This window comes from Microbacterium alkaliflavum (assembly GCF_044325405.1).
Taxonomy (GTDB): domain Bacteria; phylum Actinomycetota; class Actinomycetes; order Actinomycetales; family Microbacteriaceae; genus Microbacterium; species Microbacterium alkaliflavum.
On record NZ_JBIQWL010000009.1, the window covers coordinates 41,564 to 66,692 of the forward strand.

A 25,129-nucleotide genomic window follows, 5' to 3' on the forward strand; every position below is an offset into this window, starting at 1 on the left:
ATGGCAACGACGCTTCCGCTTCAGGAGACGGGTCAGAGCCGTCCCACCACGATGCCGCCTCGTCAGGCAGCCCTGCTCAGCGCCACGCGCGTGGAGCAGAAGGGCAACATCATCGTCAAGTGGATCACCTCCACCGACCACAAGACGATCGGCTACATGTACCTGATCGCCTCGGTGATCTTCTTCCTGCTCGGCGGTGTGATGGCGCTCATCATCCGCGCCGAGCTGTTCGAGCCCGGCATGCAGATCGTGCCCACGAAAGAGCAGTACAACCAGCTCTTCACGATGCACGGCACGATCATGCTGCTCATGTTCGCGACGCCCCTGTTCGCGGGCTTCGCGAACGCGATCCTGCCACTGCAGATCGGCGCGCCCGACGTCGCCTTCCCGCGTCTGAACGCGTTCGCGTTCTGGCTGTTCCTGTTCGGCTCGACGATCGCCGTCGCCGGCTTCCTCACCCCGCAGGGTGCGGCCGCCTTCGGATGGTTCGCCTATCAGCCGCTCGCGAGCGCCAGCTTCTCGCCGGGTGTCGGCGGCAACCTCTGGATGCTCGGCCTCGGCATGAGCGGTTTCGGGACGATCCTCGGCGCCGTGAACTTCATCACGACGGTCATCACGATGCGTGCGCCGGGCATGACGATGTGGCGCATGCCGATCTTCTCGTGGAACACCCTCATCACGAGCATCCTCATCCTGATGGCGTTCCCCGTGCTCGCCGCCGCGATCCTCGCCGCCGCCGCCGACCGTGTGCTCGGCGCCCACATCTACGACCCCGCCAACGGCGGCGTCCTGCTGTGGCAGCACCTCTTCTGGTTCTTCGGCCACCCCGAGGTGTACATCATCGCGCTGCCGTTCTTCGGCATCATCTCCGAGGTCCTGCCGGTCTTCAGCCGCAAGCCGATCTTCGGGTACAAGACCCTCGTGTACGCGACGATCGCGATCGCGGCCCTCTCGGTCGCGGTGTGGGCCCACCACATGTACGTGACGGGCGCCGTGCTCCTGCCGTTCTTCGCCCTCATGACGATGCTCATCGCGGTGCCGACGGGTGTGAAGATCTTCAACTGGATCGGCACGATGTGGCGAGGGTCGGTGACCTTCGAGACACCGATGGTCTTCGCGCTCGGCTTCCTCGTGTCGTTCGTGTTCGGCGGCCTGACCGGAGTCATCCTGGCGTCGCCCCCGCTCGACTTCCACCTCTCCGACTCGTACTTCGTCGTCGCGCACTTCCACTACGTCGTCTTCGGCACCGTCGTGTTCGCGATGTTCTCGGGCTTCTACTTCTGGTGGCCCAAGTGGACCGGCCGCATGCTCAACGAGCGCCTCGGCTACGTGCACTTCTGGATGCTGTTCATCGGCTTCCACATGACCTTCCTCATCCAGCACTGGCTGGGTGTCGACGGCATGGCCCGCCGCTACGCCGACTACTCGGAGGCCGACGGCTGGACGTGGGAGAACCAGGTCTCGACCATCGGCGCGGTCATCCTGGGCGCCTCGATGATCCCGTTCCTGTTCAACGTCTGGATCACCGCGCGCAAGGCGCCCAGGGTCACGGTCAACGACCCGTGGGGCTACGGCGCATCGCTCGAGTGGGCGACCAGCTGCCCGCCGCCGCGTCACAACTTCACGTCGATCCCGCGCATCCGCAGCGAGCGTCCCGCGTTCGATCTGAACCACCCCGAGGCGGGCATCCCCGTCGGCGTGGGTGCGGGCAAGGACGCTCCCGACGCCCCGGTCGTCGACGCCGAGACGGAAGAGGTCAAGTAAAGTGCGCACGAACACCGGACTCTGGTGGCTGCTGTCCGCCTTCTTCCTGCTGATGGCGGTCGTCTACAGCATCTGGAACGTCGTCGCGCACACCGACATCCCCGAGTGGTACCACCGCATCGAATGGGTCGGCTCCGTCGCCCTGCTCTTCACGGCCTTCATGTCGGCGCTCATCGCGTTCTACATGAGCCGCGTGCACCGCGCCCAGCGCGGTGAGCTGCCGGAAGACATGCTGACGGCCGACATCGACGACGGCGACCCCGAGCTCGGCGAGTTCAGCCCGTGGTCGTGGTGGCCCATCGTGCTCGCGGCTGCGGCGGCCTTCGGCATCCTCGGCCTCGCGGTCGGTGTATGGCTGTTCCCGATCGGTCTCGCCATCTTCGTCGTCGCGATCGTCGGCTGGGTGTACGAGTACTACCGCGGTCACTTCGCGCGCTGAGCGGCCATGATCTGACCCTCCCGGGTCTGCGCGCGGCCGCCGTCACCGACGTCGGCCCGCACCGGGCTGTCAACCAGGACGCCGCCTTCACGGCGTCCTGGGGCGCTGCCGTGGCCGACGGTGTCGGAGGAGGCCCGGCGGGAGAGGTCGCGTCAGCAGCGCTCCTGCGGCGTCTCGTGGCCGAGGCCGACGGTGCGCTCGACCTCGACGAGCTCGCGATCTCGCTCCGCATCGCCAACTGGGAGCTCCGCGCCCGCGCCGAGCGTGATCCGGCGCTCGAGGGCATGGCGACGACGTTCACGGGACTGCTCGTGACGCCGGCGGGCGGACTCGTCCTCGCCCACACGGGCGACTCCCGTGCCTATCTGCTGCGCAGGAGCGCGATGTCGCGTGAGACGAGGGACGACTCGTTCGTGCAGCTGCTCGTCGACAGCGGCGTCGTCAGAGCGGCGGATGCGGCATCCCATCCCCATCGCAACGTCATCACCGCGTCGCTCCACGGCGCGGACGACGACCTCGTCGTGCTGGCCGAGCGTGAGGCGCGCCCCGGCGACCGCTGGCTGCTGTGCAGCGACGGCGTGACCGACTACCTGCCTGACCACGCGATCGCGACGCTGCTCGACGACGGGGATCCGCTCACGGCGGCCCAGGCGATCGTCGACTATGCCCTGTCGGCGGGATCGCGCGACAACGTGACGGCGGTCGTGTGCGACGTCGTGACCGACGCCGTGCGGCACTCGTCGGCGCACTTCCACGGAGCCGCCGCGGAGGTCGATCTCACGCCGCTCGACGAGGACGATCTCGACGACGACCTCGAGTCGGCGTGAGGCCGATCAGGAGCTGACGGGCGTGCGCACGACCATCACCTGCGCGTCGAACGTGCGGGGGAGCGGGCCCTCGTCGTTCTCGACGGGCTGTCCTTCGCGCACCCAGTACTCGTACCCGCCGATCATCTCGCGCACGGCGTAGCCGAGCTTGGCGAACTCGAGCGCGCCCTTCGCTCCGGCGTTGCAGCCGGGGCTCCAGCAGTAGACCACGACCGGCACGTCGCGCGAGAGCTCTCGGGGCGCCCGCTCGGCGATCTCGCGATACGGCATGTGGAGGGCGCCCACGACGCGTCCCTGAGCCCACGCCTCGTCGCCCCGGACATCGACGAGCACGAACTCCTCACCGGCCTTCTGTGCGGCGTAGACGTCCGAGGAGTCGGTCTCCAGGCGGAGCTTGGCGGAGAAGTAGTCGATGGCTTCGGTCATGTCACCAGGCTAGGCGAGCGCGATGCGGCATCCGGTCGTCGGAGACGCCATCGATGAGCGGATTCCTGCCGGAAGGGCGTCGGCGGCGCCAGGGTGGCGTCCCGCCGGAAAAGTCCGATGCCCCGGCCGGGTCCCCATCGGGGACGCCGTGCCGGGGCATCGAGTCTGCGTGAGCGGGGTCGCTACTGACCCTTCTCCTTCTCACGGTTGCGCGGGGGCTTGCCCTCCTGCTCGGGAACGATCACGTTCGAGGGGCGCACCGGCACCTCTCCGTGGCGACCGTCGTCGATCGGGGTGTGCGGGGCGTCGGGGACGCCTGCGCGCTCGTGGGCTCCCTGGATCTCGGCGTCTTCCTCGACCGAGATGTGCTCCAGCTCGTGGTGCTGGTGCGCGTACGCGGCTTCGAGCTCGGACTGCGTGAGCGGAGTGAGGCGGTCCTCGAAGAACCAGCGCGAGAGCGACGCGCGGAAGTTCTCGTGCCACGGGATGCGGCCGCGCGAGTTGGGGCGCACGACGAGCGGCCCATAGCCCTCGGACTCGACGAGCTTCCAGCGGTCGTACTCGTCGACGGGCTGGTGCACCTCGATGTACTCGCCACCGGGGAGGCGGACGATGCGGCCCGACTCGTAGCCGTGGAGGAGGATCTCGCGGTCCTTCTTCTGGAGCGCGATGCACATGCGCTTCGTGACGAAGTAGGCGATGATCGGGCCGACGATCAGCAGCGCCTGCAGCGTGTGGATGACGCCTTCCATCGTGAGCTTGAAGTGCGTCGCGATGATGTCGGACGACGCCGCCGCCCACATGACCGCGTAGAACACCACGCCGGCCGCACCGATGGCCGTGCGCGTCGCGGCGTTGCGCGGGCGCTGGGCGATGTGGTGCTCGCGCTTGTCACCCGTGACCCACGCCTCGATGAAGGGGTAGATCACGACGAGCACGATGAAGATGCCGATGACGACGAGCGGAACGATGATGTTGAACGACCACGTGTGGTCGAGGAACACGATCTCCCAGCCCGGCGGGATGAGACGCAGCATGCCGTCGGCGAAGCCGATGTACCAGTCGGGCTGCGTACCCGCGGACACGGGGGACGGGTCGTACGGACCGTAGTTCCAGATCGGGTTGATCGTGAACAGCGACGCGATCAGCACGATGACGCCGAAGGTGAGGAAGAAGAAGCCGCCCATCTTCGACATGTAGATCGGCATCATCGGGTAGCCCACGACGTTGCTGTTCGAACGGGCGGGGCCCGAGAACTGCGTGTGCTTGTTGATGACCATCAGCATGAGGTGCACGACGAGCAGGCCGACGAGGATCGCGGGCAGCAGCAGGATGTGCAGCGTGTACAGGCGGCCCACGATCTGGTTGCCCGGGAACTCGCCGCCGAACAGGAGGAACGAGGTCCACGTGCCGATGAGCGGGATGCCCTTGATCAGACCGTCGATGATGCGAAGGCCGTTGCCCGAGAGCAGGTCGTCGGGCAGCGAGTAGCCCGTGAAGCCCTCGCCCATCGCGAGGATGAACAGGATGAAGCCGATGACCCAGTTGAGCTCGCGGGGCTTGCGGAACGCACCGGTGAAGAAGACGCGGAGCATGTGCACGCCGATGCCGGCCACGAACGTCAGCGCCGCCCAGTGGTGGATCTGACGGACGAGGAGGCCGCCGCGGATGTCGAACGAGATCCGCAGCGTCGAGTCGAGCGCGGCCGACATCTCGACGCCGCGCATCGGGAGGTAGGCGCCGGTGTAGTGCGTCGGCACCATCGAGGCTTGGAAGAAGAACGTGAGGAACGTGCCCGAGAGGAGCACGACGACGAAGCTCCACAGCGCGATCTCGCCGAGCATGAACGACCAGTGGTCGGGGAAGATCTTGCGGCCGAGCTCCTTGACGAAGCCGGAGAGGCTCGTTCGCTCGTCGATGTAGCTCGCAGCCCCGTTGAGGAACCGCCCGCCGAGCGGCTTCTCACGGATCTCGGGCTCCTCGTGGACGGCTGTCGACAGCGTCACGTCCTCGTTGGGGTGAGTCGAGGTACTCAATGGCGCTCCCAGAAGCTCGGGCCGACGGGTTCGGTGAAGTCGCTCTGCGCGACGAGGTAGCCCTCGTCGTCGACGGTGATCGGCAGCTGAGGCAGCGGACGTGCGGCCGGGCCGAAGATCACCGCGGCGCCGCGCGACACGTCGAACTGCGACTGGTGGCAGGGGCAGAGCAGGTGGTGGGTCTGCTGCTCGTACAGCGCGACGGGGCAGCCGACGTGCGTGCAGACCTTGGAGTAGGCGACGATGCCGTCGTAGGTCCACTCCATCTTGTTCTCGCCCGGCACGAGCTGGTCGGGCAGGAGGCGCATGAGCAGGACGATGGCCTTGGCCTTCTCCTCGAGGTAGCCCTCGGAGTGGTCGAGGTCGGCGAGCGCCTCGGGGATGACGTGGAACGCCGAGCCCAGCGTGACCTCGGACGCACGGATCGGCACGCCCTCGGGGTCGCGCGCCAGGCGCATGCCCTTCTTCCACATCGTGTGGCTGAGCGCTTCGACGGGGTCGACGTCCTGGGGCGCGAGGCCGCGGAACAGCGTGAGGCCCGGGAGCACGGATGCCACGAGCGCGGCGATGAGCGAGTTGCGGACCATCGCCCGACGGCCGAAGCCCGACTCCTCGTTCGCGTCCTCGAAGGCGTGGAGCGCCGCCATGCGCGTCGTGTCGCGGCCGCGAGTGGCGTGACGGGGCTCGATGAACTCCTTGTCGGACATGATCGCCTTGGACCAGTGGATCGCGCCGATGCCGATCGCAAGGAGGGCGAGGGCGATGCCGAGGCCGACGAAGAGGTTGTTCTGGCGGACGCTGAGCAGCGAGCCGTCCTCGATGGGGAACAGCATGTACGCCGCGATCGCCCAGATGCTGGCGGCGACCGAAAGGTAGAAGAGCGTGTAGACCGTGCGGACGGCGCGCTTCATGGCGGCCGGGTCCTCGTCGGTCACACGGTGCCGGTGCGGCGGAAGCCCAGGGTTCTGCACCGGGTCGCGGACCTCGACCGCGAGCCCGGACGAGGGCTGCCAAGTAGCCCTCTCGTGCTCGAGCGGGTCGTCCTCGTGTGCCATGCTGCTCCTCTTTGCGTGCTTTCGTCAGTGAAACGTCAGTTGGACTTCGCGGTGATCCACACGGTGATCGCGATCAGCGTGCCGATTCCGAAGATCCAGATGAACAGGCCCTCGGAGACCGGGCCAAGCGACCCCAGCGTGAATCCGCCGACGGACACCTCCTGCTGCTGGAAGAGGAGCGACGAGATGATGTCGCGCTTGTCCTCCGTGGACAGGTTCATGTCGCTGAAGACCGGCATGTTCTGCGGGCCGGTGACCATCGCGGCGTACATGTGCAGCGCGCTCGTGGTGGTCAGGGCGGGGGCGTACTTGCCCTCGGTGAGCGCACCGCCGGCACCGGCGACGTTGTGGCACATGGCGCAGTTGATGCGGAACAGCTCCGCGCCGCGCGCCACGTCGCCCTGACCGTCGATGATCTTGTCTTCGGGGTACGTGGGGCCGGGCGAGGTCTCCTGCACGAAGGACGCGATCGCGCGGACCTGGTCCTCCGTGAACTGGACGGGCTTCTGCGGGGCCTGCGGCGCCTGCGCCTGCAGCGGCATGCGACCGGTCGAGACCTGGAACTCGACGGCGAGTTCGCCGACGCCGTACAGCGACGGGCCCGACTCGGTGCCCTGCAGGTCGAGGCCGTGGCAGGTGGCGCAGTTCGCCTGGAACAGCTTCTTGCCGTCCTCGGCCGTCAGTGCGCTCTTGACCTGCGTGTCGGTGGTGGAGGCCATCGCGGCAGAGGCGCCTGCGTAGGCGCCTCCGGTCAGAAGAAGACCGATGCCGATGAGGGCTGCTGCGGCCCACGGGCTGCGACGTCCGTTGGAGCGGCGCTTGTTCTCTCGTGCCATGTCGGGATACAGCTCCGCTTCTATTTCAGGAAGTAGATGACGAGGAACAGCGCGATCCAGACGACATCCACGAAGTGCCAGTAGTACGAGACGACGATCGAGGTCGTCATCTCCTTGCGACCGAAGTTCTTGACGGCGTAGGCGCGCCCGATCACGAGGAGGAAGGCGATGAGACCACCCGTCACGTGAAGGGCGTGGAAGCCGGTCGTGAGGTAGAACGCCGACGCGTACGAGTTGGAGTCGATCGGCAGGCCCTCGGCGACGAGCTGGGAGTACTCCCACACCTGACCGGACACGAAGACCGCGCCCATGATGAAGGTGAGGTAGAACCACTCGACCATGCCCCACTTGCGGAAGGCCCAGAAGCCGCCCGTTCGATAGGACTGGAAGCGCTCGGCTGCGAACACGCCCATCTGGCAGGTCACGGAGGACAGCACCAGGATGATGGTGTTCACCGTCGCATAGGGGATGTTGAGCTTCGCGGTCTCCGCTGCCCAGAGTTCGGGGGAAGTGCTGCGCAGAGTGAAGTAGATCGCGAACAGGCCCGCGAAGAACATCACCTCGCTGCCCAGCCACACGATGGTTCCGACGGCGACCGGATCCGGCCGCTTGACGGACCGCATGGCCTGAGAGTAGGTCGCTGGCGTGGTCGTCGTCACGTTCCCCATTATGGCTGAACTCGGCGCGTGATTTTCGCACCGGGAGGCATCGATTTGGCCTCGACTGAACTTAGGCGTACCTAAGAGAACGCCGACAATCAGGTGAGAGGCCGGATGCCGCGCGGGCGCCCTCGCCGCGCGGTCGCCCCGGCGCCGCCCCGGCTAGGCTCTTGGCTTATGGCGGAGCTCTACTCATGGCCCGAGATCCTCACGGCGCTGCTCGACGATCGCGATCTGAGCGTGTCGGAGTCCACATGGGCGATGCGCAAGATCATGGCGGGTGAAGCGACTCCGTCGCAGCTCGCGGGCTTCCTCGTGGCCCTCTCCGCCAAGGGTGAGACGGTCGACGAGATCGTCGGCTTCCGCGATGCGATCCTCGAGGCGGCCCTGCCCCTCCCCGTGAAGGCGGATGTGCTCGACATCGTGGGCACGGGCGGCGACCGGTTCGGCACCGTCAACATCTCGACGATGTCCGCGGTCGTGGCCGCGGCATCCGGTGTCCCCGTCGTCAAGCACGGCAACAAGGCCGCCAGCTCCAAGTCCGGCTCGAGCGACGTGCTCGCCGCGCTCGGCATCGATCTGACCCTCTCACCGGACGCGGTCGCGCAGACCCTCGACCGAGCCGGCATCACCTTCGCGTTCGCATCCGCCTTCCACCCCGGGTTCCGCCACGCCGGGCCGACGCGCGCCGAGCTCGGCGTGCCGACGGTCTTCAACTTCCTGGGGCCGCTGTGCAACCCGGCTCGTGCGGAGGCGAACGCCGTCGGCGTCGCGCACCTCGACCGCGTGCCGCTCATCACGGGCGTGTTCCAGACCCGCGGCGCGACGGCGCTCGTCTTCCGCGGCGACGACGGGCTCGACGAGCTCACCACGACGGGCCACTCGCGTCTGTGGGAGGTCAGCCGCGGCGACGTGCACGAGCACGACCTCGATCCGCGCGATCTCGGCATCCCGCTCGCCGACATCGGCGATCTGCTGGGCGGCGACCCCGCGCACAACGCGAGCATCGTGCGGCGCGTGCTCGACGGCGAGAAGGGCGCGGTGCGCGACATCGTGCTGCTCAACACCGCTGCGGGGCTCGTGTCGTACCGGCTCTTCCGCGACGCCGCGCAGGTGCAGCGCCCCATCCTCGAGCGCCTCGCCGAGGCGCGCGACGAAGCGGCCGCCGCGATCGACGACGGGCGGGCCGCGGCGAAGCTCGACGAGTGGGTCGAGGTGACGCGCTCGCTCGCGTCCTGAGCCGAACCGTCATGACGCGCGGGTGAACCGTGCGCGTGGTGTCTTTCGCGCGTCCGCGGCCGCCGCTAGCGTGTGGACCGTTAGCACCCCGCTCTTGCCGAGGAGGATGTCATGACAGATGCAGTCACGACCGCGGACACGATCGAGCCACCGGCCAAGAAAGTCGGCCTGGTGAAGGCGGTGGGCATCATCGGCATCATCGGCGGCGCCCTCCTGATCATCGTCGCGATCATCGCCTGGGTGGCGGTCACGACCCAGCTGGCCGACGAGAAGATCACCGTCTCCGACGACGCCGTCGCCTTCCAGGGGCAGCCCGTCGCGGGGCCGTTCACCGCGTACGTGCAGGCCGACGTGATCGAGAAGCACGCCCTCGAGGCGACCGGCGGCAAGACGTACGCCGAGCTCGGCAAGGACGACCCCGCGCGGACGACGGCCATGCAGGCGTCGTTCCTGCGGACCTCGCTGTTCACCTCGGTCGTTTCGTACGGCGTCGCACTCTTCGCCGCCGGCATGGGCGTCCTGTCGATCCTGTTCGGCTGGGCGATCCATCGGCTCGCGAGCGTGCCCGTCGTCGTGAAGCGCTCGGCCCTCGCCGGCGCCGAGTGACGCGGGCGGCGGCCGCCCCGCGCGACCGGGCATGAATCCGCACGAGGCCCTCGAGGAGATCGCGACGCTGCTCGAACGCGAGCGCGCGTCGAGGTACAAGTCGAAGGCCTTCCGTGCGGCGGCCGACGCGATCGCCGGGCTCTCCCACGAGGAGCTGCGGGATGCCGCATCCCTCCGTCGTCGGAAGGGCATCGGCGACTCGACGTTCGCCGTCATCGAGGAGGCGCTCGCCGGCGGCGTGCCGTCGTACCTCTCAGACCTGCGCGAACGGGCGGGCGGGGAGCGGGCCTCGGCGCTGCGCAAGCTGCTGCGCGGCGACCTGCACAGCCACAGCGAGTGGTCGGACGGGCTGACCTCGATCGAGCTCATGGCCGCCGCGGGCCGAGCTCTCGGTCACGAGTACCAGGCACTCACCGACCACTCGCCGCGGCTGCGCGTCGCGAACGGGCTGTCCCCGGAGCGCCTCCGGGCGCAGCGCGAGCTCGTCGCGGCCGAGAGCGGCGACGGCTTCACTCTGCTGTGGGGGATCGAGGTCGACATCCTCGAGGACGGTGGGCTCGACCAGGAGCCCGAGCTGCTCGACGAGCTCGACATCGTCGTGGCATCCGCTCATTCCAAACTGCGCATGGAGCGGCGGCCCATGACGCGGCGACTGGTCGCGGCCGTGTCGGATCCGCGGGTCGATGTGCTGGGGCACGTGACGGGACGGCTCGTGGAGGGGTCGCGCGGCACGCGTCCCCCGTCGACGTTCGACGCGAAGCCCGTCTTCGAGGCGTGTGCGGCGCACGGCGTCGCCGTGGAGATCAACTCGCGACCCGAGCGGCAGGACCCGCCCGACGAGCTCATGACTCTCGCGCTCGAGCTCGGCTGCCTCTTCTCGATCGACTCCGACGCGCACGCGCCGGGCCAGCTGTCGCTCATCGACTACGGCGCCGAGCGCGCCGAGCGACTCGGGGTGCCGGCCGAGCGCATCGTCACCACATGGTCGCTCGCGCGGCTGCGGGAATGGACCGCGACCCGCCGCGTCGGGTGACCAGACGGCTCACGGGCCGATCAGGTCGGTGATGTCGAACGGCAGCTCCTTGATGATGCCGGGATCGATGTCGATCTTGAGGCAGCCCGGGGGCAGATTGCCTGCCGTGATCGCGACGGCGGAGCCGACCGGCACGACCTGTCCCGGGTTCGGGTTCTGATCCGTGACCCGCGCGGTGCACGTCGCGGCGGTGCCGGCGCGGGTGACCAGCGCCTGGAGGCCGACGGCCGCGAGGGCGTCCTGCGCGGCGCTGAGCGGCTGGTCGTCCAGATCGGGCACGGTCGCCGTCTGGGGCGGAGCGGGCGGGACGACGTCGCTGAGGCTGGATGCGGCGGAGGCTCGCGGAAGGCTGTCGAGCTTGTCCGCCGGGGTGTCGGAGAACTTCTGCTGGTCGACGTTGAATGCGACCTCCACGACCCGCAACCGGAGCCCTTCCTGCTCCGATCCCACGACGAACGTCTGCCCGACCGCGGTCGCCGAATCGCTTCCGTTCGCGACGGTGATGTCCTGGCAGCCTGCGGGGTTGTCGGGATCCGCGTCGGCGGGGCACTCCTGCCAGACGCGCACGCGCACGACGTCCGCGGGATCCCACGTCGCGTCGACGGCGGTCAGCGTCTGGCCGATCTCGGCCGTGCCGTCGATCTGCGGAGCCGTCTTGAGCACGGGATCCTTGGGCGCCGTGAGGAAGAGGATGAGCGCGATGCCGCCGCCGATGAGCACGAGTGCCCCGACGACGACGGCGACGATCCACCAGGGGAAGCGGCGCTTCTTCGGCGCGGGGACGGAGAAGACCGCGTTCGGTCCCGAGGCGACGCGGTCGGGAGAGTCCTCGACGGCGACGTCGAGCCGGATGCCGTGCTCACCCGCGGGCGCCTTCTCGGGCACCGCGATCTTCACATTCGCACTGAGCGTGGCGGCGACCGCCATCGGGCGGTCGATGGGTCCGTCCAGCGTGAACCAGGAGGCATCCGCTCCGTCCACGGGCTGCACGAGCAGCCGTGCCGTGACCGGACGGCCCGTCGTGTTGGCGACGACGAACGACGTGACGCCTTGCCGCGTGGCATCCAGCGAGACGACGGAAGGACCGGACACGGAGAAGGGCGCGGCCGAAGGCGATACCGGTACCGCGGGGCCGAACTCGGAGCCCCCCTCCTCGTCCATGCCACAGAGTGTACGAGCCTGAGTCGTCCGCGGAAAGGTGCATGCGTGCGGGGTGCATGCCCGAAGGGGAACGGATGCCGGGCGGCTGGGGGTGCGCCAGCGTATCGTGATCTCGGGGGTCCGCGAAGCGGCGGTTCCGGGGCACGAAAGGCGGCTTCATCGATGGCGACCGACCACAGGGACGAGCTCGTCCGGCGCAACGACGACGAGTACGCGCAGCTCAAGACGCTCGTGGCGGGCATCCGCGACGGCGGCCGGATCGACGAGGTCTTCGCGGGGGAGGCGCGCGACCGCAACGTGCGCGACGTGCTCGCGCATCTGCTCGCGTGGCACCTGCTCCTGGAAGGCTGGTACGAGGAGGGAATGATCGGCGGCTCGCCCGCAATCCCCGCCGACGGCTACACGTGGCGGCAGCTGGACGCGTTGAACGTCGTGCTGCGCGACCAGTGGCAGGAGGCCGCGATCGAAGACGTCGAGCGCCGTCTCGACGCCTCGCACGCAGGACTCCAGCGGCTGCTCGTCGCGCATTCCGACGAGGAGCTCTTCGACGCGTCGGTGTATCCCTGGACCCGAGGCCTCAAGCTGGGTGAGTTCTGCCTCGAGTGCGGCGGCAACCACTACCTCTGGGCGCGCGACACCATCACGGCGGGATTGCCGGATTCGGGGCATCCCTAGACTCGAACGGTGACCGCGCATCCCGGATCGTCCTCGGCGCGCGGCATCCCCTGGCTCGTCGTCTCGGGCGTGCTCGTCGCCGCCCTGAGCCTGCGCGGGCCCATCGTCGCCCCGACGCCGGTCATGCGCGACATCGAGCAGGATCTCGACATCGGAGCTGCCGCGGCGGGCCTGCTCACGACCGTGCCCGTGCTCATGTTCGCGCTGCTGACGCCGCTCGCGGCGCTCGTCATCCGCCGTGCAGGGGCCGAGCTCGCACTCCTTCTCTCGCTGAGCGGAGTGCTGCTCGGAACTTTCGTACGGGCGCTGCCCGGATTCGGATGGATGCTCGCGGGCATGCTCGTGATCGGAGCATCCATCACGATCGGCAACGTCGTCGTGCCCGTCGTCATCCGCCGCGACGTGCCGCCCGCTCGCGTCGGCTTCGTCACCGCCGCGTACGCCGCGACGCTCAACGCGGGCTCGCTCATCACATCGCTGCTGACGGCGCCGCTCGCGGCGGTCATCGGGTGGGAGGCGGCGCTGCTCGTCTGGTCGTCGATCACGATCGTCGGCATCGTGCTGTGGGGCGCGCAGCTGCGCCGCACGCGGGCGGGCGGGGATCGGTACTCGGGCGAGGCTGCGCACCGCGGGGCGTCGGTCGACTTCGACCCTGCGACCGTGACGGGGCCGCTGCCCGTCGTCACCGGCAGATCGCAGCGGTCGATCTTCGCGCGCCCCGTGACGTGGCTGCTGGTCGGCGCGTTCGCGGGGCAGACGACGATCTACTACGCGCTGTCGACGTGGCTCCCCACGATCGCCGCCGACGAGCTGGGCACGGATGCGTCGGCGTCGGGCGCGCTCGCGTCGCTGTACCAGGGCGTCGGGATCTTCGGCGCACTGCTGATCCCTGTGCTGACGCGCTTCACGCCGCGGGTCGTGCCCGCCCTCGTCATCTGCGGATCCTGGCTCGTGCTGACCTTCGGGCTGCTGCTGGCACCCCAGCTGCTGTGGCTGTGGGTGTCGATCGGCGCGATCGGCCACTCCGGCGGCTTCGTCGTGATCTTCACGGCGCTCGTCGCGGTCGCCCGCAACGATGCCGAGGCCGCCGGCATGTCCGCGCTCGTGCAGGGCGGCGGCTACGCCGTCGGCGCGCTCGGGCCGCCGTTCCTCGGGGCGCTGCACGAGGCGACCGGCGGGTGGACGCTCGGGCTCATGATCATCGCGGGTCTGTCGGTCGTCTACTGCGTCGTGCTGCTCGCCGCGATCGCGGCGTCGCGGCGGGCGGGGGCCTGAGGACGGGCTCGGGCCCGCTCTGCCCTCGGTGTCCATAGCCCGTGCTCTCGCCGAGAGCACCCGCTGCGCACTGCGCGAAACACGGGCGCTGGGCGACAGCACGGGCTATGGATGCGGGGTGCGCGGATCAGAGGTCGGCGTTCGCGCGGATCACTTCGAGCCGCGCGCGGTACTCGACCTCGTCGATGTCGCCGTTGGCGAAGCGCTCGGCGAGCGTCGCCTCGGCCTGGCGCGCGGGGTTGCGACGACCGTACGGGCCGTACCCGTTCTCGGCGGCGGCGCGGCGCCACCGGCGGCCGAAGATCGCGAACAGGAGCACGAACAAGAGGATCCAGAACAGCGGGATGAGCAGGAACCACCATCCGAAGGCCCACGGGCCGACGAAGTGGGTGGCCACTGCGAGGGTGGCAAGCGAAGCGGACATGGGAGACCTCTCGGTTCGGGATGCCGGCGGACGTCAGCGATCGGACGTACCGAGTCAAGCCGCGCCGGCTCTTCCGCGAATCCGCCTGCCGGAGTGAATCGGTCTGCTCCGTGGGGAGTAGCGCGATCCGCGAGACTTCGCGTATGTCATGCCGCAACGGCCTCGCCGTGGCATACGTGAAGTCCCGCGGGTCCGGCGCGCTCTCAGCCCGCGTTCCAGCCGGGCCGCACGAGCCCGTTCTCGTACGCGAGCACGACGAGCTGCACCCGATCGCGGGCGTGGAGCTTCTGCATGATGCGGGAGACGTGCGTCTTCGCCGTGAGCGGCGAGATGTAGAGGCGCTCGGCGATCTCCTCGTTGGTGAGGCCCTGTCCCACGAGCCGGAGCACCTCGGACTCCCGCTCGGTCAGGTCGGCGAGCACGGCCGGGTCTGCGGCATCCCGCAGTCCGTCAGCCGCACGCTCGAGGAGGCGCCGGGTGACTCCCGGCGAGAGCAGCGCGTCGCCCGCCGCGACCACACGGACGGCGCGGATGAGGTCGACGGGCTCGGTGTCCTTGACGAGGAAGCCGCTCGCGCCGGCGCGGATCGCGCGCGCGACATACTCGTCGAGCTCGAACGTCGTGACAATGACGACGCGGACGTCCGCGAGCGCGGGGTCGGCGGCCATCTGCTCCGTCGTCCAGAGGCCGTCGCCGTCGGGCATCCGGATGTCGAGCAGGGCGACGTCGACGGCGACCTCACGGATCCTCGCGAGGAGCTCTTGACCGCCGGATGCCTCGACCACGACCTCGATGTCGGGCTCGGAGTCCAGGAGGGCGCGGAAGCCTGCCCGCACGAGCTGGTGGTCGTCGGCGATCGCGACGCGGATCACGACACGCCTCGCCAGGGGAGCCGTGCCGTCACGACCGTTCCGCCCCGATCGCCGGCGTGCACGTCGAGTGTGCCGCCCGCGAGGGCCGCGCGTTCGCGCATGCCACGGATGCCGCCGCCCTCGACGGCGTCGGCGATTCCGCCTGTGCCGTCGTCGGCGACTTCGACGATCAGGTCGGTGTCGAGGTGCTCGAGCGCGACGGTCGCCGTGGATGCTGCGGAGTGGCGCACGACGTTGGTGAGCGCCTCCTGAACGATGCGGTACGCGGTCGTCTGCACGGCGCCCACGGGCTTGTCGTCGCCGAGGCGGTCGTCGAGCTCCACGACGAGACCGAGCCCCGTGCGCTGCGCGACCAGGCGCGGGAGATCGGCGAGCTGCGGCTGAGGCGTCAGCGGCGCGGTCGCGGGGGAGCCCGGGTCACCGCCGCGCAGGAAGGAGAGGACCCCGCGCACCTCATCGAGGCCCGTGGCGCTGAGGCTCCGGATGTTCGCGAGCGCCTCCCGCGCCCGCTCGGGCTCGCGGTCGAAGAGGTGCAGGCCCATGCCGGACTGCACCGAGATCTGGCTGAGCGAATGCGCGAGGACGTCGTGCAGCTCACGAGCGATGCGTGTGCGCTCGTCCTGCTCGAGCGTGCGCTGACGTTCGGCGAGCTGCCGCCGGCGCTCCGCGCCATGCTCCAGCCGTGCCCGGATGCCCTCGCCCATCGCGAAGAAGACAGCGAGTCCGAGCGTCGCGAGGGCGATGCGGAAGGGATGCCACGCCGCGCCGAGCAGCCCGCTCGCCGTCACGGCGACGAGCCAGCCCACGCCGACCGAGATGAGCGCCCACAGCCGCGCGCCGCGGACGACGGCGCCGATGATCGCGAACGCGAGGGCGAGGAAGACCGGTCCGGCGTCGGGCGGGACGAAGAGGTCGACCGTCGTGAGCGCTGCGACGACGGCGACCGTCGGTCCGGGCCAGCGGCGGGCTCCCGCGAGGGCGAGTGCCGAGGCCGCGGCGAGCGCGACGCTCAGCAGCGCCCACGGTGCCGGCACGCGCTGCCACGCCGAGACCGCGATCGCGGCCGGGACCTGAACGAGGAACGCGACGACGACGGGGACCCACAGCGTCACGCCCGGCGGAGGTCGGAAGCGCGGCCACTCCTCGTCCCACGCGGCTGACGGCATGCGCTCGATGCTACGCCGCGCGCCTATTGAGGCTCGTCTGACCGCGGGAGGGCTCCGCCGTACTCCCGCGGGAGTACGGCTGCGCGTGCTCGGACCGTGAGCCTCCATACGCCCGGTGAGAGCGCGGGAGCCACCCACGCTCTCAGCGGTCAGGTGGAGGCTCAGCGTATGCGGCTGGGCGGAGCTCGGACCTCAGGGGGCGTCGACGGCGTCGAGGGCGTCGATGATGCGGTTCATCGCGGCGCCGAGCGACCAGCGTTCGGCGAGGGCTGCGGCATTCGTCCTCTTCTGCTCATCGAGCGGGCGGAGCCGAGAGTCGACCTGCGGGAGGTCGAGGTTCTTCACGACCTCGACCACCGTCGGCGCGACGGCGAGATAGGGGAGCGCGTTCGTGATCTTCGTCGCGACGCCGGCGGACATACCTTGCCCGGCCTCGGCCGCCGCGATGATGCCGTCGAGGTCTCCGTGCGCAGCCAGGAGCGTCGCGGCCGACTTCTCGCCGATGCCGGCGACGCCGGGAAGCCCGTCGGACGAGTCGCCGCGCATCGTGGCGAAGTCGGCGTACTGGCTCGGGAGCACGCCGTACTTCGTGACGACGGTCTGGTCGGTGATGATCTCGAGGTTGCTCATGCCGCGCGCCGTGTAGACGACGCGCACGTCGCGGCCGTCGTCGACGAGCTGAAAGAGGTCGCGGTCGCCCGTCACGATGTCGACGGGCAGCGTCGCGGTCGTCGCGAGGGTGCCGATGACGTCGTCGGCCTCGTGCGCGGCGGCGCCGACGATCTGGATGCCGACAGCGCCGAGCGTCTCGCGGATGATCGGCACCTGCACCTCGAGCGGATCGGGCACGATCTCGACGTCGGGACCGACCTCCACGACCTCGGCGACGCGGTGCGTCTTGTACGACGGGATGAGGTCGACCCGCCATTGCGGACGCCAGTCGTCATCCCAGCACGCCACGAGGTGTGTCGGGCGGTAGAGGGTCACGAGCTTCGTGATGATGTCGAGGAAGCCGCGCACGGCGTTCACCGGCGTGCCGTCGGGCGCGCGCACCGTGTCGGGCACGCCGTAGAACGCACGGAAGTAGAGGGATGCCGAGTCGAGGAGCATGAGGCGGTCGGGCATGCGCTCATCCTGTCATGAGGCACCCATGCCGATGGGAGTCAGCAGCCGGGGCCGGACGGGGCCTCGTCGCAGGTGCGCGCGACGAGCGCCGTCTGCACCTCGACCACCCGCACGTCGTAGCCGCCCGTCGTCGCCGAGACGAAGCCGGCGACGGGCCGCCACCCCGCACCGAAATCGACCGATGCCGCGTACCTCACCGTGACCGACACGGGATAGGTGCCGCGCCCGCGGTACACATGGCTTGTCGCGGTCGGGGTGAACTGCGCGAGCCCGAGTTGGGACCAGGATGCCCCGCCCGTCGTCGTGCGCGCGCTCGAGCCGTCGCCGTATTCGAAGTCGAACGCGACGGGGACGAAGCGGACGACGACGTCGAAGTCGAAGATCCGCCCGGGCATCTGCTGCTCGGATGCCGCGGCCACCAGGTTCGCCGGCATGCCGACCACGCCGAACCCCGTCGGCTCGCCCGTCAGGGTCGGCGCAGCGGGACGGAACGACGCGAGGTCTGCGAGAGTCACCTCGGGGATCGAGACCACGGTGTAGTTGCCGCGGCACCCGACGGGAGTCGCCTCGCACGGCTGCGGAGCGGGCTGTTCCGCGGAGGCGGCGGGAGCGCGTCCGCTGGGGCCGGGGTCTTCGGACTTGGCGGGGTTGCCGGGATTGCCAGTCGACGCGTCGATGTCGACTTGCGAGCCCGAGTTGGACATCTCGCACTGTGTCCAAGCCAACTCCATCCCGCAGCCGTTCGCTGGGATGGCGGTGAGCAGCCCTGGGATAAGTAGCGTTAGGGCGATCACTGTCCGCACGTCGGGTCCTCGGTGGCCGTGCTTCCTGCGATGAGAAGTCCGGTCGATGAGTCTCCGATAGCGAAGGCAAGCGTCGCTGGCTGCCGATCGTTTCGCGTATCTGGCACCACCGATACTCCTGATGCGTCTTGCACGTCGACGTCGGTCACATCTAGGCAAACCACTGCGGTAACGGCATCCTCGGGTGATGTTGGGTTGAACTCTTCGCCCATGAAGTTGTCAAAGGTGCTCTCGCCGAGCACTGTCCAACCGTCGGCATGCATTTGAGTGAACGACTTCCGGGCACCCGCATTCGCATCGCCCGTGGTCCAGGCGTAGACGTCCTCGAACGTCTCGGGGTCGCTCAGATCGACCTGGTTCAGCGCATCGACATACGCCCGGTACGTCGCCTCCGCCGCGGCGAACGCCTCCTCCTCCGAAGAGAACGCGGCAGAGGGCGTGCGTTCCGGGTCGGGCTGGGCGGAGCATCCACTCGTCATGAGACCCGCGATCGCGAGGACCGCGGCGGCCGCGACGAGACGAGACTTCACGCGACCACGGTAACCGCGCGAGCCCGAGGCGCGCCCCGTTATCCACAGGGGGAGGAACGCATCGTTCACCTGCGAGTCAGGAGCGGGATGCCTCTCGTCCGCTGAAGCGTCACTCGACCGGCTCACCGTGGGTGGGATGAGTCGCGACACGGTGCTGGCATGGGTGGAGTCCCCGCTCCAGCTCGTCGGTGCGGCCGAATGGGCTGCGGCGCACAGCCGCGTGGTGCCCGTCGCGGGACGCTTCACGGTGCAGATGTCCGAGACGGCCGACGAGCTGATCGCGCGCGGCGCGCGCTTCGGCGCGACGGAGCCGTACCTCGGCATCCCGTGGAAGCTGCTGTCGCAGCACCACCACTGGCTCGTGGGCGATGGATTCTCGGGACAGTTCCGGCTCGCCGTCAGCGTGCTCCGCCCCCGGTCGATCACGTTCCTCGACGACGGCGCCAACACACTCGCCTTCGCCCGCGCCCTGCGCGGCGTCGGGCCGTACGCCCGCCCCGGCGTCGAAGAGGGCCGCGTCACGACGCTCCTCGCCCCGTTCGCGCTCGAGCGCACCCTGCGGCGCGCTCGAACGGGCGCCGTCGAGCTGTTCACGGCGTTCGACGTCCCCGCGCAGGACCGCCTCGCCGACCTCGGCGTCGGTGTGCGCACGCACCGCTTCGACTGGACGCGGGCGACCGCCCCCGACCAGCCGCAGCTCGGCCCGCGCGTCGTGATGGGCAGCGCCCGGCCGGTCGACGGCCGCATGCCGGTCGCCGACTACCTCGACTGGGTCTCCGCCGTCTCCGCGGCGATGCCGGTCACATACCTGCCGCATCGCCGCGAGCCCGAGGTGCAGCTCGAGGCCGTGCGCGGCATCCCGAATGTCTCGGTCTCGCCGGCGCGCCTGCCCGCCGAGCTCGTGCTCGCCGGCGCGACGCGTCCGCTCGAGATCTTCACCCTTCCGTCGAGCACCGCGACGACGCTGCCGCTCGTGCTCGAGGGCACGGGATCGGTCATCCGCTCGCAGCCTGGGCGTGAGCGCAAGGGAGTCGTGTCATGAGCGAAGTCGTCGCGATCATCCCGGCCCGCGGCGGGTCCAAGGGCGTGCCGCGCAAGAACCTCCGCCGCGTCGGCGGTGTGCCCCTCGTCGCGCGCGCCATCGCTTCGGCGCGCCGCAGCGGCGGCATCGATCGCATCGTCGTGTCGACCGACGACGTCGAGATCGCGGCCGTCGCGCGCGAGTGGGGGGCCGAAGTCGTCGACCGTCCCGCCGACCTGTCGGGCGACACGGCGAGCTCCGAGACGGCCATCCTGCACGCGCTCGATGACCTCGCCCGGCGCGGTGTCGAGGTCGGTGTGATCGCGTTCCTGCAGGCGACCTCGCCTTTCATCGACTCCGCTGCGCTCGGCGACGCGGTGCGCGGGGTGCGGGACGGCGCCTTCGACAGCGCCTTCTCCGCCGTCGAGACCTACGGCTTCCTCTGGAGGCGGAACGGCGTGGGCCACGCCGAGGCGATCAACCACGACGCCGCACACCGCCCGCGCCGCCAGGATCGCGAGCCGCACTTCCTCGAGACGGGCGCCTTCTACGTCTTCGCCGCCGAGAGCTTCCGCGCCGCCGGGCACCGGTTCTTCGGCCGCGTCGGCATCGTCGAGGTGCCCGACCGCACGGCGCTGGAGATCGATACGCTCTCCGAACTGGAGCAGGCACGGGCGATCGCGCCGCTCGTCGACGCCCCCGAGCCGATCGACGTCGACGCCGTCGTGACCGACTTCGACGGCGTGCACACCGACGACAGCGTGAGCGTCGATGAGGCGGGCCACGAGGCAGTGCGCGTCAGCCGCTCCGACGGAATGGGTGTCGCGCGCCTGCGCAAGGCCGGCATCCCCGTGCTCATCCTCTCGACCGAGACGAACCCCGTCGTCACGGCGCGGGCACGCAAGCTGCGCGTCGAGGTGCTGCAGGGCGTCGACGACAAGGCAGCCGCCCTGCGCGCGTGGGCCGAGGCAGCAGGCATCCCGCTCTCCCGCATCGCGTATCTCGGAAACGACGTCAACGACCTCGCGTGCCTGGAGCTCGTCGGCTGGCCCGTCGCCGTGCCCGATTCCCACCCCCTCGTCCTCGCGGCCGCACGCGCCGTCGTGGATCGGCCCGGCGGCGACGGCGCCGTGCGGGCCCTCACTGAACGAGTCCTGCTCGCTCGGGCCACAGCACCCGAGAACGTCACCAGCCAAGAGAAGAGGAGCACCCGATGACCGTCACGATCGGAACCCGTGTCGTCGGAGGCGGCCGTCCCGCCTACGTCATCGCCGAGATCGGCCTGAACCACAACGGCGACGTCGAGCTCGCCAAAAAGCTCATCGACGTCGCGGCCGACGCGGGCGCCGACGCCGTCAAGTTCCAGAAGCGCACACCCGAGCTCGCGACCCCCGAGCACATGCGCGACACGCTGCGCGAGACGCCGTGGGGCACGATGACCTACCTCGACTACCGTCGCCGCGTCGAGTTCGGCCGCGACGAGTACATCGAGATCTCCGACCACGCCCTGCTCCGCGGCCTCGAGTGGTTCGCGTCGCCGTGGGACGTGCCGAGCGTCGCCTTCCTCGAAGACCTCGGCGTCGTCGCGCACAAGGTCGCCTCGGCGTCGGTCACCGACATCGAGATGCTCGAAGCGCTGCGCGACACGGGAAAGCCCGTCATCCTCTCGACCGGCATGTCGACGATCGAGCAGATCGACCGCGCCATCGAGGTGCTCGGCACCGACAAGCTCGTGCTGATGCACGCGACCTCGACCTACCCGATGGAGCCCGACGAGGCGAACCTCCGCGTCATCCCGGTGCTGCGCGACCGCTACCCCGGCGTGCCCGTCGGCTACTCGGGCCACGAGCGCGGCCTGCAGATCTCCCTAGCGGCCGTCGCCCTCGGCGCCGTCGCCGTCGAGCGCCACATCACCCTCGACCGCACGATGTGGGGCTCCGACCACGCCGCCTCGCTCGAGCCGACCGGACTTCAGCACCTCGTGCGCGACATCCGCGTCATCGAAGCGGCCCTCGGCGACGGCGTCAAGCGCGTCTTCCCGGGTGAGCTCGCGCCGATGGCGAAGCTGCGGCGCGTCCCGGCGTGACCAAGCCCGTCGGAAAGGCGGAGCACGCGGCGCCCCGGCGCCTGCGCGTGGTCGGCGTCGCCGACACCGACTCGTACGTCAAGTGGGCGGCGGCGCTCCTGGGCGGCATGGATGACGAGTGGGATGCTGAGCTCTTCGTGCTCGACACCCCGGTCGTCGTCAGCGGGGCCCAGGAGAGCGCGGCGGTCGACGGCAGCGGCCTCGCACGCGTGACGCGCGTCGCCTACGCCGAGCTCGAGGAGCGCCTCGCCGTCGCGCGGCCGGACGCCGTGCTCGTCGCGGCGCGCGGACCGCTCGTGCGGGTCGTCGCGCGCCTCGTGGCAGGCCTCGTGCCGCGACCGGTCATCGTGTCGGGGCTGCCCGGCATCTCGATCCCCGCGACGCGGAAGGCGCTCGTCTACCGCACGCAGTGCGACCTGTTCGTGCTGCACTCGCGGCGCGAGATCCACGAGTTCGCGGCGCTCGCGCAGGCGCGCGGCATGTCGCAGCGGTTCGCCCTGACGCGGCTGCCGTTCGCCGAGCGTGCGGCGACGCCGACTCCCGCGGCCCCGGGCGGCACCGACCTCGTGTTCGCGGCGCAGGCCATCGTGCCGCGCGAGCGCGAAGACCGGCTGCGGGTCGCGCGGCTGCTCGTGCGCGCCGCCGAGGCCGATCCGACGCGCCGGGTCGTGCTCAAGCTGCGGGCGCAGGCCGGCGAGCACCAGACGCACGCCGAAGAAGACGCCTTCCCCGAGCTCATCGCGTCGCTGGGCGACGTTCCGGCGAACCTCGTGACCTCCACAGCGCCCATGTCGAAGGCGCTCGACACGGCGGAAGGCCTCGTCACGGTCAGCTCGACCGCCGCGATCGAGGCCGTCGCGCGAGGCATCCCGGTCGTCGCCCTCGACGTCTTCGGCGTCTCGAGCAAGCTCATCAACGAGGTGTTCGACGGCAGCGGGCTGTTCGGCGACGAGGATGACGTCGTCGCGCGGAGGTTCCGGCATCCCTCGCCCTCCTGGCTGCGCGACAACTACTTCCACGCCGCTGCGGACGACGACCTCGGCATGCTGCTCGCCGCCCTCGTCGCGAGACGCCGCGAAGGCCGCCTCGCGCCGAAGCCGCCGCTGGCGCGCACCGGCGGACGGCTGCGCGATGCGTGGGAGCGCAAGCTCGTGCTGGGCGCCAACGACCGCACGGCGGGCGGCACCGCGGCGCTCGTGATCGGGATGCCGCTGCGCGGCGCCGTGCGCGCGGTGCAGCGACTGCGCAAGCCGCGGGCGACGGCGGCGTAGACGCGGCGAGGCGGTGCAGCCCCATGGTGTGCGAAGATAGATTCGAATCTGATTCTAATGCCGATCCCAGATTTCAGGCTCGAGATCTTGTGTTTGTAGAAGATGTGTTCTAGACTGAGGTATGGCGCTGGATGTGGTGGATGCCTCTGAGGACGACTTCTTCGTCCCTGATGTGCCGGACGCGCTCGACCTGGTTCTGGAGGTCGCCGACATGATGTCGATCTTCGCCGCGCAGCGATTCGTGCGGATCGACGGGATGCGGTGCGAGGCTCTGGCTGAGGCGGGACGGTACGGCTCGCAGTTGAACGGGATCGCCGAGCGATCGGTGCGTCTCGAACTGGCCGCGGCGCTGCGCATCACGGAGTACGCCGCCGATGAGCTGATCCGGCTCGCCGAAGCGGTCGTGCGCCGCTACCCGCAGGTGCTCGATTCGCTGTCACGGGCGGGGATGACCGAGAAGCATGCGAGCATCCTCGTGGACGGTCTGGACGAGCTCGAGCCGGACCTGCTGGACGGCGTGCTGCCGGAGGCGGTCGCGCTGGCTGAGGCCGAGCCGGTGGGCAGTTTCCGTCGCCGGCTGCGCAAGCTGATCGACACGGCACGCGTGGACACGCTGGCCGAGCGGCACGAGGCCGCGGTGGAGAAGCGGCGCACTTTCATCGAGCCTGCCGAGGATGGCATGGCGTCGTGGACGCTGATCGGCCCGGCGGTCGAGGTGCGGGCGGGGTTCGACCGCGTCACCGCCGTGGCGAAGGTGATCGGTGCGCAGCCTGAGGAGACGCGGACGCTGGATCAGATCCGCTCGGACGTCATGTTCGACCTGCTGATCGAGGGGAACACCGGCGTGCATCCCGTGCAGGCGCGGGGCATCCAGGCGAAGGTTCACGTCACCGTCCCCGTGCTCGCGCGCCTGGAGGACGGGGCGCGGGCAGAGGGGGAACCGGCTGTTGGCGAGGGAATCGGACCGGTCCCGGTCGAGGTGGCACGCGAACTGTGCGGATCGGCGCCGACGATGACGCGCATCCTCACCGATCCCGAGACGGGGATGGTGCTCTCGGTGAGCCGGGATCGGTACGAGACGCCGCCGTGGCTGCGAAGAATCGTCACCTGGCGGGCCGAGCGGTGCATGGCTCCCGGATGCACCATGCCGGCCTCTCGATGTCAGATCGACCATTCGATCGCCTGGGAGCATGGCGGGCATACCTCGCTCGGCAACCTCTGTCCCCTCTGCCAAGGGCATCACACCGTCAAACACCACGGCGGCTGGACCGTCACCCAGATCGAGGGCAGCGGTGGCGCGCTGGAGTGGATCTCACCGACCGGTCGACGCTACCTCGTACAGCCCGAACGCAAGGTCCCCGTCTTCACACCGGTCGCCGTCGCCACCGACGGCCGGCCGCCGTTCTGACCCCGCTGTTCCTCGCGGGCTGAGGCCTGCCCCACCCGGTCGCTGAGCCCGTCGAGGGGTTGACGTCCGGGCCCGCGAGGACCTCAGCGTCCGTTACGTCACCTGTGACGCCGATCCGGTCGCTGAGCTTGTCGAAGCGTCGAAGCCCGAACCTGCGAGGACCGTGGAGCCGGGCCCGCCCGGCGTCCCTCGCAGGGTCGAGGTCGACCCCTCGACAAGCTCGGGGACCGATGCCTGGCGTGACGCCGATCCGGTCGCTGAGCTTTGTCGAAGCGTCGAAGCGCGAACCTGCGAGGACCGTGGAGCTGGGCCTGCCCGGCGTCCCTCGTCGGGCGAGGTCGACCCCTCGACAAGCGCGGGGACCGATGCCTGGCGTGACGCCGAGCCGGTCG

25 protein-coding genes are annotated in these 25,129 nt (G+C 69.8%); 13 read left to right on the forward strand and 12 right to left on the reverse strand.

What is annotated here, in order from left to right:
* The 3 genes from ctaD to ACH3VR_RS18525 are packed head-to-tail and all read left to right on the forward strand — an operon-like array spanning position 1 to position 3,030.
* Positions 1 to 1,764, forward strand: a complete 1,764-nt coding sequence (gene ctaD, locus ACH3VR_RS18515; RefSeq protein WP_397557798.1) for an aa3-type cytochrome oxidase subunit I — start codon at positions 1 to 3, stop codon at positions 1,762 to 1,764.
* Position 1,765: 1 nt separating this feature from the next.
* A complete protein-coding gene (locus ACH3VR_RS18520) occupies positions 1,766 to 2,203 on the forward strand; it encodes a cytochrome c oxidase subunit 4 (RefSeq protein ID WP_397557799.1) in 438 nt (145 codons plus the stop codon).
* Between the two features lie 26 nt (positions 2,204 to 2,229).
* Positions 2,230 to 3,030, forward strand: coding sequence for a PP2C family protein-serine/threonine phosphatase (locus ACH3VR_RS18525; protein WP_397557909.1), 801 nt, complete (start codon positions 2,230 to 2,232; stop codon positions 3,028 to 3,030).
* Between the two features lie 6 nt (positions 3,031 to 3,036).
* On the opposite strand, the gene ACH3VR_RS18530 is transcribed toward ACH3VR_RS18525, so the two are convergent.
* The 5 genes from ACH3VR_RS18530 to ctaE all read right to left on the reverse strand — a co-directional run bounded on the left by ACH3VR_RS18530 (position 3,037) and on the right by ctaE (position 8,051).
* Positions 3,037 to 3,456: a rhodanese-like domain-containing protein gene (locus ACH3VR_RS18530; protein WP_397557800.1), complete on the reverse strand. Its 420-nt coding sequence runs from the start codon at positions 3,454 to 3,456 to the stop codon at positions 3,037 to 3,039.
* A 182-nt stretch (positions 3,457 to 3,638) separates the two neighbouring features.
* Entirely contained in the window at positions 3,639 to 5,456 is a 1,818-nt protein-coding gene (qcrB, locus tag ACH3VR_RS18535; RefSeq protein ID WP_397557910.1) for a cytochrome bc1 complex cytochrome b subunit, read from the reverse strand.
* A 32-nt stretch (positions 5,457 to 5,488) separates the two neighbouring features.
* Positions 5,489 to 6,547, reverse strand: coding sequence for a cytochrome bc1 complex Rieske iron-sulfur subunit (qcrA, locus tag ACH3VR_RS18540; protein ID WP_397557801.1), 1,059 nt, complete (start codon positions 6,545 to 6,547; stop codon positions 5,489 to 5,491).
* Between the two features lie 35 nt (positions 6,548 to 6,582).
* Entirely contained in the window at positions 6,583 to 7,383 is an 801-nt protein-coding gene (qcrC, locus tag ACH3VR_RS18545) for a cytochrome bc1 complex diheme cytochrome c subunit (RefSeq protein ID WP_397557802.1), read from the reverse strand.
* A gap of 20 nt (positions 7,384 to 7,403) precedes the next feature.
* Entirely contained in the window at positions 7,404 to 8,051 is a 648-nt protein-coding gene (gene ctaE, locus ACH3VR_RS18550) for an aa3-type cytochrome oxidase subunit III (RefSeq protein ID WP_397557803.1), read from the reverse strand.
* 168 nt (positions 8,052 to 8,219) lie between these two features.
* On the opposite strand from ctaE, the gene trpD reads away from it, so the two are divergent.
* From trpD to ACH3VR_RS18565, 3 genes are all read left to right on the forward strand, one after another.
* Complete coding sequence (gene trpD / locus ACH3VR_RS18555; RefSeq protein ID WP_397557804.1) at positions 8,220 to 9,281, forward strand: anthranilate phosphoribosyltransferase; 1,062 nt, start codon at positions 8,220 to 8,222, stop codon at positions 9,279 to 9,281.
* 111 nt (positions 9,282 to 9,392) lie between these two features.
* On the forward strand, positions 9,393 to 9,887 hold the full coding sequence (locus ACH3VR_RS18560; RefSeq protein WP_397557805.1) for an aromatic ring-opening dioxygenase LigA: 495 nt from the start codon (positions 9,393 to 9,395) through the stop codon (positions 9,885 to 9,887).
* A 31-nt stretch (positions 9,888 to 9,918) separates the two neighbouring features.
* Entirely contained in the window at positions 9,919 to 10,920 is a 1,002-nt protein-coding gene (locus ACH3VR_RS18565; RefSeq protein WP_397557806.1) for a PHP domain-containing protein, read from the forward strand.
* Positions 10,921 to 10,929: 9 nt separating this feature from the next.
* On the opposite strand, the gene ACH3VR_RS18570 is transcribed toward ACH3VR_RS18565, so the two are convergent.
* Positions 10,930 to 12,081, reverse strand: a complete 1,152-nt coding sequence (locus ACH3VR_RS18570; protein ID WP_397557807.1) for a PASTA domain-containing protein — start codon at positions 12,079 to 12,081, stop codon at positions 10,930 to 10,932.
* Positions 12,082 to 12,243: 162 nt separating this feature from the next.
* Between ACH3VR_RS18570 and ACH3VR_RS18575 the strand changes: the two genes are divergently transcribed.
* Together ACH3VR_RS18575 and ACH3VR_RS18580 are read left to right on the forward strand one after the other, a co-directional pair.
* A complete protein-coding gene (locus ACH3VR_RS18575) occupies positions 12,244 to 12,756 on the forward strand; it encodes a ClbS/DfsB family four-helix bundle protein (protein ID WP_397557808.1) in 513 nt (170 codons plus the stop codon).
* A gap of 9 nt (positions 12,757 to 12,765) precedes the next feature.
* A complete protein-coding gene (locus tag ACH3VR_RS18580; protein ID WP_397557809.1) occupies positions 12,766 to 14,031 on the forward strand; it encodes an MFS transporter in 1,266 nt (421 codons plus the stop codon).
* A gap of 127 nt (positions 14,032 to 14,158) precedes the next feature.
* Here ACH3VR_RS18580 and ACH3VR_RS18585 read toward each other — a convergent pair whose 3' ends face one another.
* The 6 genes from ACH3VR_RS18585 to ACH3VR_RS18610 form a co-directional block, all read right to left on the reverse strand.
* A complete protein-coding gene (locus ACH3VR_RS18585) occupies positions 14,159 to 14,455 on the reverse strand; it encodes an SHOCT domain-containing protein (RefSeq protein ID WP_397557810.1) in 297 nt (98 codons plus the stop codon).
* Positions 14,456 to 14,658: 203 nt separating this feature from the next.
* Positions 14,659 to 15,327, reverse strand: a complete 669-nt coding sequence (locus tag ACH3VR_RS18590; RefSeq protein ID WP_397557811.1) for a response regulator — start codon at positions 15,325 to 15,327, stop codon at positions 14,659 to 14,661.
* Positions 15,324 to 16,493, reverse strand: coding sequence for a sensor histidine kinase (locus ACH3VR_RS18595; protein WP_397557812.1), 1,170 nt, complete (start codon positions 16,491 to 16,493; stop codon positions 15,324 to 15,326). Before ACH3VR_RS18595 ends, ACH3VR_RS18590 begins: the two co-directional genes overlap by 4 nt.
* A gap of 192 nt (positions 16,494 to 16,685) precedes the next feature.
* On the reverse strand, positions 16,686 to 17,618 hold the full coding sequence (locus ACH3VR_RS18600) for a 5'-3' exonuclease (RefSeq protein WP_397557813.1): 933 nt from the start codon (positions 17,616 to 17,618) through the stop codon (positions 16,686 to 16,688).
* A 38-nt stretch (positions 17,619 to 17,656) separates the two neighbouring features.
* Positions 17,657 to 18,322, reverse strand: coding sequence for a hypothetical protein (locus ACH3VR_RS18605; protein WP_397557814.1), 666 nt, complete (start codon positions 18,320 to 18,322; stop codon positions 17,657 to 17,659).
* Positions 18,323 to 18,408: 86 nt separating this feature from the next.
* Positions 18,409 to 18,951: a hypothetical protein gene (locus ACH3VR_RS18610; RefSeq protein WP_397557815.1), complete on the reverse strand. Its 543-nt coding sequence runs from the start codon at positions 18,949 to 18,951 to the stop codon at positions 18,409 to 18,411.
* 136 nt (positions 18,952 to 19,087) lie between these two features.
* Here ACH3VR_RS18610 and ACH3VR_RS18615 point away from each other — a divergent pair, with 136 nt between their 5' ends.
* The 5 genes from ACH3VR_RS18615 (at position 19,088) to ACH3VR_RS18635 (ending at position 24,737) form a co-directional block, all read left to right on the forward strand.
* Complete coding sequence (locus ACH3VR_RS18615) at positions 19,088 to 19,993, forward strand: hypothetical protein (RefSeq protein ID WP_397557816.1); 906 nt, start codon at positions 19,088 to 19,090, stop codon at positions 19,991 to 19,993.
* Positions 19,990 to 21,189, forward strand: coding sequence for a cytidylyltransferase domain-containing protein (locus ACH3VR_RS18620; protein ID WP_397557817.1), 1,200 nt, complete (start codon positions 19,990 to 19,992; stop codon positions 21,187 to 21,189). The genes ACH3VR_RS18615 and ACH3VR_RS18620 overlap by 4 nt, the downstream gene beginning before the upstream one ends.
* Positions 21,186 to 22,058 carry an N-acetylneuraminate synthase family protein gene (locus ACH3VR_RS18625; RefSeq protein ID WP_397557818.1) on the forward strand — a complete coding sequence of 291 codons (873 nt, stop codon included), beginning with the start codon at positions 21,186 to 21,188 and terminating at the stop codon, positions 22,056 to 22,058. Before ACH3VR_RS18620 ends, ACH3VR_RS18625 begins: the two co-directional genes overlap by 4 nt.
* Positions 22,055 to 23,329, forward strand: coding sequence for a DUF6716 putative glycosyltransferase (locus ACH3VR_RS18630; RefSeq protein ID WP_397557819.1), 1,275 nt, complete (start codon positions 22,055 to 22,057; stop codon positions 23,327 to 23,329). The genes ACH3VR_RS18625 and ACH3VR_RS18630 overlap by 4 nt, the downstream gene beginning before the upstream one ends.
* Before the next feature lie 172 nt (positions 23,330 to 23,501).
* A complete protein-coding gene (locus tag ACH3VR_RS18635; protein ID WP_397557820.1) occupies positions 23,502 to 24,737 on the forward strand; it encodes an HNH endonuclease signature motif containing protein in 1,236 nt (411 codons plus the stop codon).
* Positions 24,738 to 25,129: the final 392 nt, after the last annotated feature.

Excerpts from the sequence above, each read along its gene's own strand:
- ACH3VR_RS18600 (WP_397557813.1), bottom strand. The coding sequence starts at position 17,618 with ATGCCCGACCGCCTCATGCTCCTCGACTCGGCATCCCTCTACTTCCGT.
- ACH3VR_RS18605 (WP_397557814.1), bottom strand. The coding sequence starts at position 18,322 with ATGTCCAACTCGGGCTCGCAAGTCGACATCGACGCGTCGACTGGCAAT.
- ACH3VR_RS18620 (WP_397557817.1), top strand. The coding sequence starts at position 19,990 with ATGAGCGAAGTCGTCGCGATCATCCCGGCCCGCGGCGGGTCCAAGGGC.
- qcrA (WP_397557801.1), bottom strand. The coding sequence starts at position 6,547 with ATGGCACACGAGGACGACCCGCTCGAGCACGAGAGGGCTACTTGGCAG.
- ACH3VR_RS18565 (WP_397557806.1), top strand. The coding sequence starts at position 9,919 with ATGAATCCGCACGAGGCCCTCGAGGAGATCGCGACGCTGCTCGAACGC.
- ctaE (WP_397557803.1), bottom strand. The coding sequence starts at position 8,051 with ATGGGGAACGTGACGACGACCACGCCAGCGACCTACTCTCAGGCCATG.
- ctaD (WP_397557798.1), top strand. The coding sequence starts at position 1 with ATGGCAACGACGCTTCCGCTTCAGGAGACGGGTCAGAGCCGTCCCACC.
- ACH3VR_RS18585 (WP_397557810.1), bottom strand. The coding sequence starts at position 14,455 with ATGTCCGCTTCGCTTGCCACCCTCGCAGTGGCCACCCACTTCGTCGGC.
- ACH3VR_RS18530 (WP_397557800.1), bottom strand. The coding sequence starts at position 3,456 with ATGACCGAAGCCATCGACTACTTCTCCGCCAAGCTCCGCCTGGAGACC.
- ACH3VR_RS18615 (WP_397557816.1), top strand. The coding sequence starts at position 19,088 with ATGAGTCGCGACACGGTGCTGGCATGGGTGGAGTCCCCGCTCCAGCTC.
- ACH3VR_RS18560 (WP_397557805.1), top strand. The coding sequence starts at position 9,393 with ATGACAGATGCAGTCACGACCGCGGACACGATCGAGCCACCGGCCAAG.
- trpD (WP_397557804.1), top strand. The coding sequence starts at position 8,220 with ATGGCGGAGCTCTACTCATGGCCCGAGATCCTCACGGCGCTGCTCGAC.
- ACH3VR_RS18625 (WP_397557818.1), top strand. The coding sequence starts at position 21,186 with ATGACCGTCACGATCGGAACCCGTGTCGTCGGAGGCGGCCGTCCCGCC.
- qcrC (WP_397557802.1), bottom strand. The coding sequence starts at position 7,383 with ATGGCACGAGAGAACAAGCGCCGCTCCAACGGACGTCGCAGCCCGTGG.
- ACH3VR_RS18595 (WP_397557812.1), bottom strand. The coding sequence starts at position 16,493 with ATGCCGTCAGCCGCGTGGGACGAGGAGTGGCCGCGCTTCCGACCTCCG.
- ACH3VR_RS18570 (WP_397557807.1), bottom strand. The coding sequence starts at position 12,081 with ATGGACGAGGAGGGGGGCTCCGAGTTCGGCCCCGCGGTACCGGTATCG.
- ACH3VR_RS18575 (WP_397557808.1), top strand. The coding sequence starts at position 12,244 with ATGGCGACCGACCACAGGGACGAGCTCGTCCGGCGCAACGACGACGAG.